10 protein-coding genes are annotated in these 16,037 nt (G+C 41.8%); 7 read left to right on the top strand and 3 right to left on the bottom strand.

From position 1 onward, the window contains the following. Positions 1–97 precede the first annotated feature (97 nt). Positions 98–1,921 carry an ABC transporter ATP-binding protein gene (locus tag MC7420_RS17070; protein ID WP_044207854.1) on the top strand — a complete coding sequence of 608 codons (1,824 nt, stop codon included), beginning with the start codon at positions 98–100 and terminating at the stop codon, positions 1,919–1,921. Between the two features lie 149 nt (positions 1,922–2,070). Next, the gene (locus MC7420_RS17075) at positions 2,071–3,273 is read left to right on the top strand and encodes a glycosyltransferase family 4 protein (protein ID WP_006101945.1); all 1,203 of its coding nucleotides are present in this window, start codon (positions 2,071–2,073) and stop codon (positions 3,271–3,273) included. A gap of 1,530 nt (positions 3,274–4,803) precedes the next feature. Here the strand turns inward: MC7420_RS17075 and MC7420_RS17085 are convergent. Next, entirely contained in the window at positions 4,804–5,523 is a 720-nt protein-coding gene (locus tag MC7420_RS17085; protein WP_006101883.1) for a sulfotransferase family protein, read from the bottom strand. A 260-nt stretch (positions 5,524–5,783) separates the two neighbouring features. Here MC7420_RS17085 and MC7420_RS17090 point away from each other — a divergent pair, with 260 nt between their 5' ends. Continuing rightward, complete coding sequence (locus MC7420_RS17090; protein WP_006101872.1) at positions 5,784–7,037, top strand: glycosyltransferase family 4 protein; 1,254 nt, start codon at positions 5,784–5,786, stop codon at positions 7,035–7,037. A gap of 153 nt (positions 7,038–7,190) precedes the next feature. Here MC7420_RS17090 and MC7420_RS17095 read toward each other — a convergent pair whose 3' ends face one another. Beyond that, entirely contained in the window at positions 7,191–7,889 is a 699-nt protein-coding gene (locus MC7420_RS17095; protein WP_198016480.1) for an FkbM family methyltransferase, read from the bottom strand. Between the two features lie 595 nt (positions 7,890–8,484). On the opposite strand from MC7420_RS17095, the gene MC7420_RS17100 reads away from it, so the two are divergent. The 4 genes from MC7420_RS17100 to MC7420_RS17115 all read left to right on the top strand — a co-directional run bounded on the left by MC7420_RS17100 (position 8,485) and on the right by MC7420_RS17115 (position 13,048). Next, the gene (locus MC7420_RS17100) at positions 8,485–9,384 is read left to right on the top strand and encodes a glycosyltransferase family 2 protein (protein ID WP_006102009.1); all 900 of its coding nucleotides are present in this window, start codon (positions 8,485–8,487) and stop codon (positions 9,382–9,384) included. 69 nt (positions 9,385–9,453) lie between these two features. Beyond that, complete coding sequence (locus tag MC7420_RS17105) at positions 9,454–10,608, top strand: glycosyltransferase family 4 protein (RefSeq protein WP_006101921.1); 1,155 nt, start codon at positions 9,454–9,456, stop codon at positions 10,606–10,608. Positions 10,609–10,647: 39 nt separating this feature from the next. Beyond that, positions 10,648–11,904, top strand: a complete 1,257-nt coding sequence (locus tag MC7420_RS17110) for a glycosyltransferase family 4 protein (RefSeq protein ID WP_044207942.1) — start codon at positions 10,648–10,650, stop codon at positions 11,902–11,904. Then, complete coding sequence (locus MC7420_RS17115; protein ID WP_006101865.1) at positions 11,882–13,048, top strand: glycosyltransferase family 4 protein; 1,167 nt, start codon at positions 11,882–11,884, stop codon at positions 13,046–13,048. Before MC7420_RS17110 ends, MC7420_RS17115 begins: the two co-directional genes overlap by 23 nt. Before the next feature lie 3 nt (positions 13,049–13,051). Here MC7420_RS17115 and MC7420_RS35305 read toward each other — a convergent pair whose 3' ends face one another. Further along, positions 13,052–15,874 (bottom strand): DUF4114 domain-containing protein, encoded by a 2,823-nt coding sequence (locus MC7420_RS35305; RefSeq protein ID WP_006101871.1) that lies wholly within the window; start codon positions 15,872–15,874, stop codon positions 13,052–13,054. Positions 15,875–16,037 lie beyond the last annotated feature (163 nt).

Genomic DNA, 16,037 nt, shown 5'->3' on the forward strand with positions numbered 1-16,037 from the left:
GTTAAAATCATTGGATTGATCTGAATTACTCTCAGTTGGCTATCACTCCTAGTTCGCTGGGAACATAAATGGTACTCACAAGGAAAGCATTTACCTAATGAAAAACTATCTAGTAAAATTCTTCTATGTTCTGCCCTCAAATAAAAGTTGCTTGATTCCTCTATTGCTCTTATTTTTGTTTACTCCGTTACTCGATACAGTTAGTATAGGCCTTATCGGACCATTCACAAGCTTGGCAATTAAACCCGAGTCAATCAATCAGAGTTCTAGATTATCACAAATTTACCACCTATCTGGAACAGATTCTATTCAAAGCTTTATTTTAATTTTGGGGTTATTTGTTGCTATTTTGTTTTATGTAAAATTAATTTTATCTTGGTGTATTCAAAGATATATCTATAAATTTAGTTATCATCAGTTAAAAAAACTTAGGCTAAGGTTAATGAATGCTTATTTGTCTGCACCTTTTACTTTTTATTTAAAGGCAAATACAGCAAACTTGCTGCACAATTCCTTTCATGAAGTAAATAATTTTTGCAATGACATTATGATTTCGTTGCTTAAATTAATTTCAGAATTTTTTATCATAATTTTCATAGTAATTTTATTAGCTTATACGGATGCCATAGCAACAGCGACCATCACAATTTTATTGCTATTGACGTTGCTATTTTACAATCGATTTAGGAAAAAACTTGTTTACTTTGGACGGGAAGCCTCTCAGTCGAGAGCCAGTGCTATTCGTGTATTAAATCATGCTTTAGGAGGATTTAAAGAGACGCGGATTATTGGTTGCGAAAATTATTTTCAAGAGCAGATGGATGAGCAAGCTCAGAGATACAGTTATGTTATAAGTTCTTATAATACATTACAACTTCTTCCTCGTCTTTTAATGGAGGGAATCTTTATTACGTTTATTATTGGCTTTACTTCTCTATTTATCTTATTAAATGATTCTGAAAATTTAACATCTGTTCTCAGCATTTTTGTAGTAGCTTCTATTCGCTTAATTCCATCCTTTAGTCAGTTTATGACGGTAATGGGCAAGCTGAGAAACTCAAGTTACACACTTAATCGACTCTATTTAGAACTGAAAGCAATTGAACAGCTTTGCGCTAGTAATCATTCCTTTTTATCCAAATCCAATAGTTTGTCAGCTTCTAATTTGGCTAACAATCAAGCCATGCATTTTGCTAGACAGATTGTACTGGATCAAGTAACGTATCGTTATCCTGGCACTGACACACCTGCTCTCCATGAAATTTCTTTGAGCTTGAAAAAAGGCAAGTCGATTGCGTTTATTGGTAAATCTGGCTCTGGAAAAACTACGTTAGCTGATGTGATTTTAGGTCTGCTTATGCCAGAGAGCGGAGACATTAGAGTTGACGATCAATCTATCTATGTTAACTTACGTTCTTGGCAAAATTTAGTTGGCTATATTCCTCAATCTATTTTTCTGATCGATGATACGCTTGAGCGCAACATTGCTTTTGGTGTTCCTGATCATTTGATTGATCCAAAACGACTAGATAATTCCATTAAAGCCGCCCAGTTAGAAGAGTTAGTCAAACAGTTACCAGATGGCATTAAAACGACGCTTGGTGAACGAGGAGTACGCTTGTCAGGGGGACAGCGTCAGCGGGTGGGAATTGCCCGGACACTCTACCATGAACGGGAAATTTTAGTCATGGATGAGGCGACATCGGCTTTGGATTCGGAGACAGAAACTTTAGTAACTGAGGCGATTAAGTCCCTAAGTGGAACTAAAACAATGATCATCATTGCTCACCGTCTTTCTACCATTGAACATTGTGATTGGGTTTACGTGCTTGAGCAAGGTCGTATCGTCAAGTCTGGAACATACCAAGACGTTGTTGTAGAAGAACAAATGCTGCATGGTTCAGATAGCCATTCCGCTTAAATCAAAGGATGTTAATATAACCGAATTTGTAGTAAGCTTTAATCATGTAAGTGGAGGCTAAAGCACCGACTACAAACCGCAGGGTTTACTGATGTTAAACTTAGAGCTATCAGGTCGTATAAATCTAATGTCTCGACAAGGGCTAACTTATGATTAAACTGGTATCATTTCGCCCTGGCGTTATTGGAAATAATACAGCGTTTGAGGCTCAAGCCTCAATTTACAAATATCTTCAGAAGCATTATGGCTATCGGTTCACCATCGTCAAATCAGAAGGGGATCAGTATCATGATCCAGCCTTTGAAATTATTTCTATTCCCCAAACAGCCTGGAAATCCAGGTTACAAAAGCTAGGGATTCCAAAATTAGGGGCGATTCATAAATCCCTTGAGCCGATTTTTGTTCAAGCTGATGGTATTTTGACGGTTGATCCCACGACCTATCTCCAAGGTTTACTAGCGATTAGAATCGCGCATCAGCTCAAAAAGCCAGTTTGGTTTGATGCCTCGAAAACCTTTGACAGAACCCCTAAAAACTTGAATTTTCAGTTGAAACGACGCTTTTGGCTTAGAAAAGCGCTGCATCAGACTACAGGAATCATTGTTACTGTTCCCAAGTGCATTGAGCGCTTTCAAGAACTAGGGTTATTTGATCAAGTTATTGCTCCTAAATTTAGGATTTTGGGACACCCCGTCGATACTCAACGGTTTACACCCAAACCGAAACGGTCTGAGAAAGATGGTATACTGCGAGTGTTGGTCGTATCTAGGATGGAGCCGGAAAAGGGGCTACTCTATATTTTAGAAGCGATGACTCCCTTATTGCGATCGCGCAGTAATGTGCAACTGGAATTGTTGGGTTCAGGTGCGATGCGCTCTCTGCTAGAAGCCGAAGTCACAGAACGGGGGTTGAGTGATCAGGTTATTTTTCTGAATTCAGTTTCCCATGGGGAAATTCCTGATATTTTAGCAGGTGTGGATGTCTTTGTGAATCATGCGGTAAGTATTGGGTCGTGGGAAGAATATTTTGGTGTGGTTAATCTAGAAGCCATGTCCTGTGGTTTACCCTGTGTGCTGACTAGTTGTGGTGGTATTTCCTATGCTGTTCGAGAGAAAGATGTTTCTGTTTTTGTCGAAGAACGGAATGTTATCCAGTTACGCGAAGCCATTGTCCACCTGCTAGATTCGCAGCAACAGCGACAGGAAAAAGGAAAAAGAGGGCGTGACTATGTAGAATCCTATTATGGGTTAATTGTGATTGCTGAAAAATTTCATCGGATGTTGCAACACAGTTTGATTAAAGATGGGCTTGTGCTAACAAACACGCCCCGATCTCAGTGTATAGAAAAGTAACTCTATACTAAAGGCTGGATGCTTTGTTCATAGTCTCTAAGTTTATTAATTAATTGAATCTCTTTTTGTAGTATTTCTTCTACTTTTTCTTTTTCCAGAGGACTTAATATAGGGAGCATCCCGTTTTGGACAAAGCATTACCTCAAGTAACGCAATTGCAAGGGTTTCAGCCCCATTCAAAGAGCCAACCTGCCAAATTGGGATGCTCCCGTTTTATCTCGTTGGGTATGGTAGGATAAGCCGCTTATCCTTTTGGATGCAGCTTTCGTCAAGAAGTTTGCCGTTCAGCCAAAAAGGAGGATGGCTGTTTTTTTTCGGTCTGGTGTAAAATATAAAGAATCATGATGTGTGAGTATTGATGAGGATGTTAACCAAAGGGTTATCATAACTTAATGCAAAATAACTTAGCTGTAAATAAGTTTTAAAAAAGGCTTTATAGGCTCAAAATACTATGATCAATATAGTCACAAGCATTTGTGTAGACAACACAGTTGAAGATTCGGATATTCACTATCCACAATTAGGTTCAAAAAGTCGTGAACAAAGGAAAAAAATATATTGGAAATTAGCGACTAACTTCATTTGTTCATCTGTAAGATGTAATCCTCATGAAAAACATATCATCTATACAAATGACCTTCAACCAGTCATACTAATGAATATATCGCCAGTTTTGTCTATAACAAAGGTCTATTTGATATTGTAGAAGCTCAAGAATATATTAAGCGCATTTGGACTTTACAACGGTTTAATAATGTTAGCTTTAATGATTTGAAAATTCCCATTTGGCATTTACCTAATGAAAAAAATAAAGGATTGGCATTGCTTTTTAATGAAGTTGTGTATAATAAATCTAAGTTTTGGAATATTCCTATTGATAAATTCAATGAATATCTAGGTAGCTATGTTGGTATTCCAAAAAGAAAGAATTTGATCTGGAACAAATTATTAAATAAATTTTCAGACTGATCAGCCAATTAAAATTGACTAGCTGTGATTGTAGTGCCTATGCTATCCGAGCTTTTTGTGTAGAATAAATAGGGTCTGCTGAATAAGTCTTGTGGTGGGGAGAGGCAATAGGGAATAGGCAATGGGCAATGGTTTTAACATCTCGACTTCGCTCGATGTTGACCCTCTGTCGAGGTAAAATTTGGTGCTGTTGTCGGCGAAAATTCCAGGATGCAAGACGGTTATAGTGTAAAAACCTTGCACTTGTTGGGTCGAAAAATGGCTGGAAACCCTTATCTGGTCTATTTTACACGCTTATGCAGCAAGCCCTAAATAATAACGAAACATTCCTCAGTTACGCAAAGTTATTATATATTTGATTGATTAACTTACTTTCTGTATTTTCTATTTTTTCCAATTTTCTAAGTTTTCTCCTATAAGTCTAGAAAGAGAATCTATATCATTTTTGTATAGTTCAAGTAATTTTAACTTTAAAAGTGAAGTCAATTGCGGCTTTTGTTGATTGAAAAGTTTGCTTATAAATTTACTATAAAATAGCATAATTATTTTGGCTATAAATTTTTACCATATATTGCTTTTTTTGGGAACTACCCTTGTACGATCTTGATTATAGGTGTAAATAAAATAATTTTTTAGGCGAAAAATTTTTATACTGTGTAATGAATACACACCAGATTGTGGGCGTTTATCCAAATATTTTGGCTTATAGTTAGGATCGATTTCTAAGAATTTAAATATGGAACTTATTTCAGCTAATGTATCTTTTTTGAGATTATCAAATAGAGTTATATGAATTTGATTTATATTAAAATATTTTAAATAGTGCATGATATGTTTATAATAAAAACTAAATTCAATAATTTCATTTGCTCTTTTGTAAGTATTTTTATATTCACCATTGATTATTTTTACCATGCCCTCTTCTATATTTTTTACGGGGATGAATCCATCTTTCATATAATGATAATAAGCGGAAATACTCCTTTCTATTGGATTACGAAGAACTAGAATTAGTTTGATATTGGGAAAGTGCCGATAGAGTCTCTCTGGAACTTCAAATTTTCCATAATAACTTGGTCGTTTCATTCCTACAGCTTTCTCTGTAGTTACTTCAGCAAATAACTTTTCAAATTCTTGGAAATCCATTTTTCCATAGTCAGGATCTTCAAAAAATGGTCTTTCCTTGGGAACCATGAAAACTTCTGGATGTTCGGACAAGATTTCTTGTACAAACGTAGATCCTGATTTTTGAGCGCCTATTATAATAAAGTTTAGCTTCATTGCTCTAAAATCTCCCTAAAACAAAAATTACATCTACCTGCCTGATGCGTTTAAAAGCGAATCATATAGCTAGTATAAGCCTATCTCTAACAGTTTTGTCTGGCAAGTTCAGTAAAACCTATTTAAGCTGACTTACGGGTTTTATTTTTTACAGGGGTGTAGTTGTAGGAGGATTTCATCGCTACCAGCGTATAGCCTAGTATTTTTATAGACTACAATACTCAAGGTACTTTAAATCTTTTCACCACCAGTTTCATTAAATGCAAGTTTTACATCTGAGTACATCTGATATCAGTGGTGGCGCTGCTATTGCTGCTTACCGACTCCATCAGGGACTCCAGCGCCTTGGAGTCCCCTCGCAAATGCTGGTCGATAAAAAATCGAGTGACGATAGAACAGTATTCGCTCAGAAGACCAATTTAAGCAAAGCGTTAGGTATCCTCAAGCCGACTTTAGACCGCTTCCCCTTGCGACTTTACCGTAATTGTGACCACACGAAACTGTCTTTAGAATGGCTTCCTGATCAGGTGTCCCCCAAAACGACTAAACTTGCTCCCGATATCCTTAACCTACATTGGGTTTGTGGCGGCTTCTTAAAAATTGAAACCTTGGCTCAGTTAAAGCAACCCATCGTCTGGACACTTCATGATATGTGGGCATTTACTGGTGGGTGTCACTATAGCCAAGATTGCGATCGCTATACCAACTCCTGCGGTAACTGTCCTCTACTCCAAAGTGGTCAAAATTGGGATCTATCCCGCTGGGTATGGCAGCGTAAAACCAAAGCTTGGAAAAATATTAATCTTACCCTCGTGACACCCAGCACTTGGTTAGCCAAGTGTGTACGTTCCAGTTCTCTGTTCAAAGATAGGCGGGTGGAAGTGATTGCCAATGGTCTTGATCCTGAACAGTATAAGCCAATCGATAAACGTTTAGCGCGAGAACTGCTCAAATTACCTCAGGATAAACAACTCCTCTTGTTTGGAGCAATGGGTTCTACCAGCGATCACCGGAAGGGATTTCATCTGCTTCAACCTGCTTTACAATGCTTAAGCCAGTCAGAAAACCAATACAAAACCGAATTAGTGGTTTTCGGTTCATCTGCGCCAAGTCCCCAGCCTGACTTCGGCTTTAAGGCTCACTATCTGGGTAAACTCAACGATGATATCTCCCTGGCACTGGTGTATGCAGCTGCAGATGTGTTTGTTGCCCCCTCGGTTCAAGATAACTTGCCTAACACAGTAATGGAAGCGATCGCTTGTGGTACACCTAGCATTGCCTTCAATATTGGCGGGATGCCTGATATGATTGAACACCAGTGGAATGGCTATTTAGCCCACCCTTATGACACGAAAGACTTAGCTAATGGGATTGCTTGGGTATTGCAGGATGAACAACGACGACAAGCATGTTCACTCCGATCGAGAGATATGTTTGAACAAAACTTTACTCTGGATATCCAAGCTAAAAGCTATATTAAGTTGTACCAGGACATTCTATTTTCTTACACTTAAAAACTCTGGAAAAGTGTAGTAAGCAAAAAGAGATTCACGGGGAGAATCCCAATTTGGCACGTTGGCTCTTTGAATGGGGCTAAAACCCTTGCAATTGCGTTACTTGAGGTAATGCTTTGTCCAAAACGGGATGCTCCCGATTCACGAGCTTACCTATACATTTAAAATTTGTGTTTTAATAAATGTATAGTTCCTACCGTCAATACTGACCAGACTATATTTATAAGACATCAACTTAAACGTTGAAATAATCACCTTTAAAAATGACATTGGTTCAAACTCAACACCAATCACTTTGATATCGATATTGTCTTCTATAAGACTTTTCAAGACTTCATGTTCTGCTCCCTCAATATCCATTTTAAGTAAATCAATTTTTTCATGTTCTAGATTTTGCATAATTGTCGATAAGCGTTGACAATTCGCCTCAAAAAAATCCTGGGTTTCACTCAAATTTAAAATAGAATGAGAAACGAAGCGTGGGTTAGTCGGAACAAAAAATTTTTGGATAGAATCTTTTGACCAAAGACCAATTTGATAAAAGTGAAATTTTTTATTGTTTACGGCTATTTTTCCGACATACTTTTTCGCTCTAGGTGTAGGCTCAAAGGCGAAGACATTGCAGGAAAATCTTTCAATAATGCCTAAATCGAAGGTTATATCTTCACCAACACCAGCGCAGTAGCATACCCAATCAGGTTTTATTAGATTCGTTGGGACAACCCACCCCCCATAGTCACTGCCAATTTTTTCTAGTCTATAGGGGCAATCCTTTATTAAAAATCTTTTCAAGAAACCGTGAAAACCCTTGAGCATAACGCGATTTAATTTCCGAGAAATATCAGTAAGCACTGTTGACATCTCCATTTGTTGGTATTTCAGACAAAATCATTAGCCTAGTATTTTTGTGAGTTCTCTGTTCAAGACTTCCACGTCAACCGTCATATCAGATGATATATTTTTTGTACCGCTTCCATGACGTTTATGTTTGGACGATCCGTCTACAATATATGAATAATTTAGCCCCAATACATGACTAATATAATAGTAATGTGGGGGCGTATATTCTCCTGTAAACAATTCAATTATATAAGTACCTGGAGTACACCATAAAAGGTTTGTAAATGCCGATCCATGAGGATTAACAATTACTGAAGCTTCTCTAATAGACATTATACGTAAGTCCCAAACGATATTCCATGATTACGGAATATATATTTTAAATATTCGAGATAGTCAAGGATATTGACTTAAATCTTTGTACTTTTTTACAAAAGATCATTTTTACAGGGGGTCGTCTAAATCTAAGCAGATAAGTGGACGTCCCTGTGCCATTTCCTTCCAGCCAGTCCAATCACCAAAAGGGGAAAATGTGAGATACTAATATATCTAATGTTTAAGCATCCGACTCGAACAAGACAAAAGAGCAAGCCACCTCTAAATTCCAATGACCCGCGATCGCCTTGCCGTACTGATGACCTGTTATAACCGCAAGCCAAAAACCTTGGCTTGTCTAGCTGCACTCTATAACCAAAGACTCCCCTCCCAGTGGACAATGGATGTTTACTTGGTCGATGATAGCAGCACTGATGGCACCGCTGAAGCTGTGCGTCAGATGTATCCTCAAGTGAAAATTCTCCACGGCGATGGTACCCTATTTTGGAATGGGGGAATGCGGTTAGCCTGGGCTGAAGCGATGAAGCAGGACTATGACTATTACCTCTGGCTCAACGATGATACAGTACTCTACCCAGAAGCGATCAACACCTTGTTAGTCAACTCCCATCAGCTAAGCAAGCAAGGTGAAACCCACGCCATTATAGTCGGCTCCACTCAAGATCCGGAAACGGGTAACCTCACCTACGGCGGTGTAATTCAGAGAAACTGGTGGCATCCGTTTCATTTTCGCAAAGTGCCACCAACGGAAACCGTCCAGCGTTGCGATAGCATGAACGGAAACTGTGTACTTATACCCCAATGTGTGGTTCAATTAGTGGGTAACCTCGACCCAGTCCTTCGCCATTATGCTGCTGATTATGACTATGGTTTACGCGCCAAGAGCAAAGGATGTACTGTTTGGATAGCACCGGACTATGTCGGTATCTGTCCCCGTAACTCGTTGTCTAGTGGAGGTTCAAATTCAGATCACTCGTTGAGTCAGTCATTGGGGAAAATGAATCAGCCCAAAGGAGTGCGACTTGAAGGGGCGACACTCATCTCTCCGAGAGAATGGAAGGTGTTTACTCAACGCCATGGCGGTCTACTTTGGCTAATTTATTGGTTACTCCCCTATCGAAGAGTAATTGGGAAATTAGTTTTGAGTAAACATCAAAGCAGTAAACCGTAAAAGTCTTGTTTCACTCGAATCCGTGAAAAGTGTAAATGATTATTGTATTTTAGTCAGAGGCATTTTACCGTGAATAGTATCGCTGATAGTCGTATAGCTTGGCTTTTCCCTGGGTTAAAACGAGGATTTTACTGGCATCCCGTTTTGAGTGAATTCACGAAACGGTTTAAAAACACAATTATTTACACTGGCAATTGGCCCGGGTATGTCTCTGGCTTTGAAGAAACCTTTACAGTTAAAGTTGTTGGCAAAACCAAGTTTGTCGAAACCAATTTACCTGAGGGGGGATACTCCAGAGGGTCTTACTATGTATCGCCCAAGATTATTGGTCATCTCCTAGGATTTAAACCTCATGTAATCTTCGCTTTGTCCTTCTCCGCTTGGACTCTATTGGCGATTTTGTTCAAACCTTTGGCTAGGTGGCGAGTGGTGATTGTTTACAATGGGAGTTCATTAAACGTAGACCGTCGGGATTCAAAGGTTCATATTTTCTATCGACGGATGATGGTGCGTTTAGCAGACGCTTTGATTACAAACTCTCAAGCCGGGAAAGCTTATCTGACTCAGATTCTCGAAGCCAATGAAAATCATGTTTTTGCTCGTCCCTATGGTGTCCCGACTCCCACAGCGTTATTAGAACAGCAAGAAAAGGCGAACTTATCTATTCCTGAGTTACAACATCCTGTCTTTTTGTTCATTGGAGTAGTCGAATACAGGAAAGGACTTCATTTCCTCCTGAAAGCCTGCAATCAGCTTCAGCAACAGGGGAACCAAAACTATACTTTACTTGTTGCCGGTGAGGGAAGCCAACGAGAAGAACTTAAAGATTTTATTAAACAGAATCATCTGGAACAACAGATTCATTGGGCAGGATGGGTTGACTATAGTCAATTGGGCGCTTACTTTGAGAAAACCGATGTGTTTGTCTTTCCCACCTTAGAAGATATTTGGGGAATGGTCTTGCTTGAGGCGATGGCTTGTGGTAAACCTGTTCTTTGTTCTCAGTGGGCGGGGGCAAAGGAACTGGTTGAGGTTGGGGAGAATGGTTATATTTTCGATCCCTATAATCCTGACGAACTAGCTGCACTAATGCGCCGTTTTATTGATCATCCAGAATTGATCCCCACAATGGGTCAAAAATCAAAACAACTCATTGCCCCCCATAATCCCGAAGCTGCTGCTAACTTCCTAGCAGAAGTTACCGCTTTTGTCTTAGACCATTGAGAACTCTTATCGTCTTCTTTTATGGGAGTGGAGCAACCCGTGAAAATTCTTATATCCGCCTATGCTTGTGAACCGGGTGTCGGTTCTGAACCTGGAAAAGGCTGGAATATGGCGCGAGAAATGGCAAAATACCATCAGGTTTGGGTACTCACTTGGTCGGGGCGGCGTCCTGGTATCGAAGCTGAAATAAGCCATAATCCAATACCCAATCTTCAGGTTATCTACTACGGCTGGTTTGGGGATTGGATTTGGCGTAAGGGAGTCGGCATCTATCTCCACTACTTACTCTGGCAAATTAGAGCTTACTTTGTAACTCGCCGACTCCACCGCGAGGTGGATTTTGATCTAGTCCACCATATTTCCTATGCCAGTTACTGGCTTCCCACTTTCCTTCCCCTACTCCCCATTCCCTTTGTCTGGGGCCCAATTGGTGGAGGAGAATCTGCACCCCAAACCTTCTGGAATGATTTTAGCGTTGGGGACAAGGTTTACGAATTCCTGCGGACTCTGGGTCGATGGTTGGGGGAGCGTAATCCCTTTGTCCACCTTGCCCTCCAGCGAAGTGCTGTTGTCTTAGCTCCAACAGAAGATACAGCGCAACGACTGTACCAGTTGGGAAGAGAGGATGTTCGTATCTTCCTGCACACGGCTTTGCCTCAGGCGGAAATCAATCGCCTCGCTGAATACCAACCCCTTGAAAGCCATCCAGTTCGATTTATTAGCATTGGTCGTCTGCTTCACTGGAAAGGATTTCACTTAGGTCTACAAGCATTTGCTGTGGCTAAACTTGATGAAGCTGAGTATTGGATTGTTGGGGACGGCATTGAGCGAAAGCGACTACAAAAGCTAGTTGAGGAGTTGGGAATTGCGTCCCAGGTCAAGTTTTGGGGCAAACTGCCACGAGATGAAACCTTACGTAAGCTGGGAGAATGTCATGTGCTGGTTCACCCCAGCTTACACGATTCTGGCGGAACAAGCTGCTTAGAGGCAATGGTTGCAGGTCGTCCAGTTATCTGCCTAGACTTGGGAGGACCCGCCATCTTAGTCACCGACGAGACGGGTTGTAAAGTTCCCGCCCACAATCTGGATCAGGTTGTACAGGATATGGCTAAGTCTATGACTCGTTTAGTGCGTGATCCCAAGCTACGAGTTCGCCTCGGACAAGCCGCACAAAAAAGAGGGAGCGAAGTCTTCAATTGGCAGGCAAAGGGTCAATTTTATAACCAACTCTACGAAGAAATTCTCGCTCAGTCAGAACACGGAGGCGAATCGAATGCGTATCCTCAGCGTACATAACCACTATCAAATTCGCGGCGGCGAGGACGAATCCCAGAAAGCAGAAGTACGCCTCTTACAAGATAAAGGGCATCAGGTTGACGTATACGAAGAGCATAACGACCGGATACCCACTCTAGGCAAAATAGATCTCGCTTCTCAGACAGTCTGGTCGAGAGAAACCTACCAAATTCTCAAATCTCGGTTTACAGAACAAACCTACGATCTCGTTCACGTCCAGAATTTCTTTCCCCTGATTTCTCCCTCTGTTTATTACGCAGCTCAAGCTAAGGGGATTCCTGTGGTTCAGACCTTACGAAATTATCGCCTGCTCTGTCCCAATGCTCAATTTTTCCGACAAGGTCACGTCTGTGAAGACTGTTTAGAACAGTTTATCCCTCTGCCTGGGGTTATCCACGCCTGCTACCGAGAAAGTCGGGCAGCCACAGCCACCGTTACTGCCATGATTACGGTTCACCGTGCCCTAGGAACTTGGACGAATCAGGTCGATGTTTACATCGCTTTGACTGAATTTGCCCGCCAGAAGTTTATCCAAGGGGGATTACCTGCCGAAAAGATTGTGGTTAAGCCTAACTTTGTCCATCCTGACCCGGGTTGGGGAGAGGGAGGCGGTAACTATGCCCTCTTCGTGGGACGCCTCTCCCCTGAGAAGGGGCTGGATACGCTACTTCAAGCTTGGGAGAAGCTTGGTCACCAGATTCCGCTGAAAATTGTCGGAGATGGACCCCTAGCCAATCAAATTGCTGAGGCATCTACACGCCTACCCGGAGTAGAGTGGCTAGGACGTCAGCCTTTATCACAGGTCTATAACTTGCTGGGAGAAGCCCTTTTCTTGGTATTTCCCTCAAGCTGGTACGAAACCTTCGGGCGGGTTGCTATCGAAGCCTTTGCCAAGGGAACTCCAGTGATTGCTGCTAACATCGGAGCTATTGCTGAATTGGTTGAGCATAGTCGCACGGGTCTCAAATTCCGCCCTAGTGACTGGGAAGACCTGACTGCACAAGTGGAGTGGGCTTTATCCCACCCAGCAGAACTCACTCAGATGCGCCAAGAAGCTAGGACTGAGTTCGAGGCTAAATATACAGCGGATAAAAATTACCAACAACTTATGGGGATTTATGAGACGGTAATCAAGAATCGGTAGTTGTTAAACAAAATTTACCTCAACGACCATATCATTAAAGTCATTATCGCCTCCAGCCCACTGATCCTCAAACCCAAAGGTATTATCCCCTAGCAGGCGGACATGATCTTTCCCATCGGGGTTAGCCACCATAAAGGTAAAATAAGCCATCACCTCTTGACCACTCTGATTATGGGGATTCTCTGCCAAAAATTCCTCGGCTGTGCCATCGGCGATGATAAACGGGGCTAGTAACGTTCCCGCCGGGAGTCCAGCCTCGGTGTCCAACCGCTGACTAACCGCCGCTTCGGCATAACCGGGGTCACCAGGTAGCAGATCCCCAATCCGACCATCCAAGTCATCAATGACATAAAATCCAAAGCTATTATCATAGTCCGCGTCACTATTGACACCAAACACAGCCGGAATCATACCCGTTACCTGATCCCGCAAATCAATGATTTCTCCTTCTTGTCCTCCTTGTAACTGAGTTCCGACTACTGGCTGAGTCTGTGTGAGTTGAACCGTGAACACTAAGTCCTTAAAGTCTCCATCTTCCCCATCTTCCCACGCCAAGTTATAGTGGTTATCACCCAGTTCGGATACCTGTACAGGGTCAAACTGATCCCCATTAGCAGAGGTCAAGCCAAACAATACATTATCTGGAGTACCTCCCGCCGCTAACTCAGCCCTTACTGTATCCGTGGTACTATTTGTGACCAGGTAAAACCCAAATTCCTGACCCCCATTTACCCCAAATTGACGAGTAACGCTTAAATCGGGAAACGGATTACCAGGAAGTACTGAGAAAATAACTTGGGATTGGTTGAGGGCGGCTTCCAGATACCCGACTTCACCCGGAGCGATACCGTTAATACTACCGGACTGATCATCCACCCAAAAAATCCCAATTTCATTTACCGAATCCGTGTCAGTTGCGGTTAAATCAAATTGAAGTTGAACCTCATCCGAGTCCCCTTCAACCAGGAAAACATCCTCAGATGTACGACTCAGCGCGGGTTCCTGGATAAGTGAAGGGCTGGGTACAGGGGGCGTTATACTATCCGTGGTTACCTGGGCGGAAATAGCAGAGGAATCACCAATGTCGTTGATTGCCCTCAGGCGATAGTAGTACGACGTGTCCGGCGTTAAGTCGGTATCCCGGTAACGGGTAGCATTAGCCGCCGTGGTGGTTAATACCGTCCAATTCTGTTGGTCGCGCGATCGCTCTATCTTAAATCCTGTCTCGTCATCACTATTATCCGTCCACGTCAGTTCAGTTTTCGTGGCTGAAATCGCTGTAACAATCAAATCACTCGGATTAGCTGGTGGCGTTTCTCGATAACTGCTACGGCTGGGCAAAGCTCCCCCTGTGACTTGGGGCTTCCCAGGTAGAGGAGGTATTTGCACAGCCCCCCCATTATCGGTAAACGCTCCCAGTTTCGGGTCAAGAAGTGTTACCCCATCTGTAATCTTCGTATCATCCGGATTGGGATCTAGTGATTGGAAATTTCCTCCCCCATCCTTGAGTACAGTGTTCGTGTGGTGATCAACGTTCTTATCATCGCCGCCACGGAAGGCAAAGTTATCGGTAAAGAGGGTGTTTTTTAGTGTGACATTTGACTCGTCTACAAACAATCCACCACTTCTGGAACCAGCATAATTATTGGCAATTGTAGTTTGGGTAATTTGAGCAGAATAGTCGCGGTTGTGTAACGCTATTGCTCCCCCCGCACCGTCTGTACCATCGGATGACTCCGCCCTGTTTCCATAAAAAGTACTGTTGTCAATGGTGACGGTTGTACGTGCTCCTACATACAAGCCACCACCTCGTTCCTGTGCGAGATTATTCGCCAACGTGGTGTTCCGGATAATTGCTTCACCATTACCCAGGCGGAGTCCCCCACCCAAAGCGATACCTTGATCATCTCCAATGACTTGATTATTGATGATTGTGCTATTTTCAATGATGATTTGGTCTTTTCCATAAACATAGAGGAAAAGTGCTCCTCCTTGTCCAATTCCTGTATTGTTCTCAATACGACTGTTGCGAATTTGAATTTTGTCAGCGGTTTTCCCATCATCATTGGCTGAAGCCCCGTCTGTGTAAATTGCACCCGCGTAATTTGTTGAGTTGTTACGAGTAAACGTCGAATTTTCTATGGTCAGACTATTTGCAATATTGCTAATAGCACCGCCTTTAAATGCCCTATTTTCACTGAAAATTGAGTCTTTTACATTCAGGCTCCCTGATGTTATACTCACTGCTCCGCCATAAATTCCCTCATTATCAGTAAAATTACTGTCTACAACAGAGAGGAAGCTTTCGCTATTGATAGTAATCGCACCGCCACTACGCAAATCGCCATCATTATCTGATGAGCTATTTCCCACAAATGTACTATTTTTGATCACATTCGTACCTTTCCAACCTCCAAAAATCGCACCTCCTCCAAAGCCTGTGGCGTAGTTATTTTTAAATGTGCTGTTTTCGACTGTTAGTCGGGTTTCATTTCCTGTCCAAATCCCTGCACCGGCACCGTCTGCACCTTTTCCATTGGTTTTGCCATCGGCGATGATTAGATTCCGGAAAGTGATATCGACAGAATTACTCGATGAATAAAAAACACGGGAGGTATTATTGCCACTAATGGTTAAACCTGGAGCATTAGCCCCATCAATGATTAGGTCTTTATCGATTTCAAGTTGACCACTGGTCAGTTTAATCGTCTTATTCGCAAGACTTGGATCAAATTGAATTGTATCTCCTGATTGAGCTTGGCCGATCGCAGCTCTTAGTGAACCCGATCCTCTGTCAGCAGCGCTTGTAACTGTAATAGTAATCATAAATTTCTATAGTATGCACCCGTTTTTTGCCCGATTGAATCTCTCCTTTGCTTATGAAACTCAACGTGAAGCCTAGGGAGATTCTACACAAGGTTATCACTGTATTAATGCATTATATACTGAATTTAATCAACAACTGTCTACCCCAAAATAGATTCTTCAT

The organism is Coleofasciculus chthonoplastes PCC 7420 (assembly GCF_000155555.1).
GTDB classification, from domain to species: domain Bacteria; phylum Cyanobacteriota; class Cyanobacteriia; order Cyanobacteriales; family Coleofasciculaceae; genus Coleofasciculus; species Coleofasciculus chthonoplastes_A.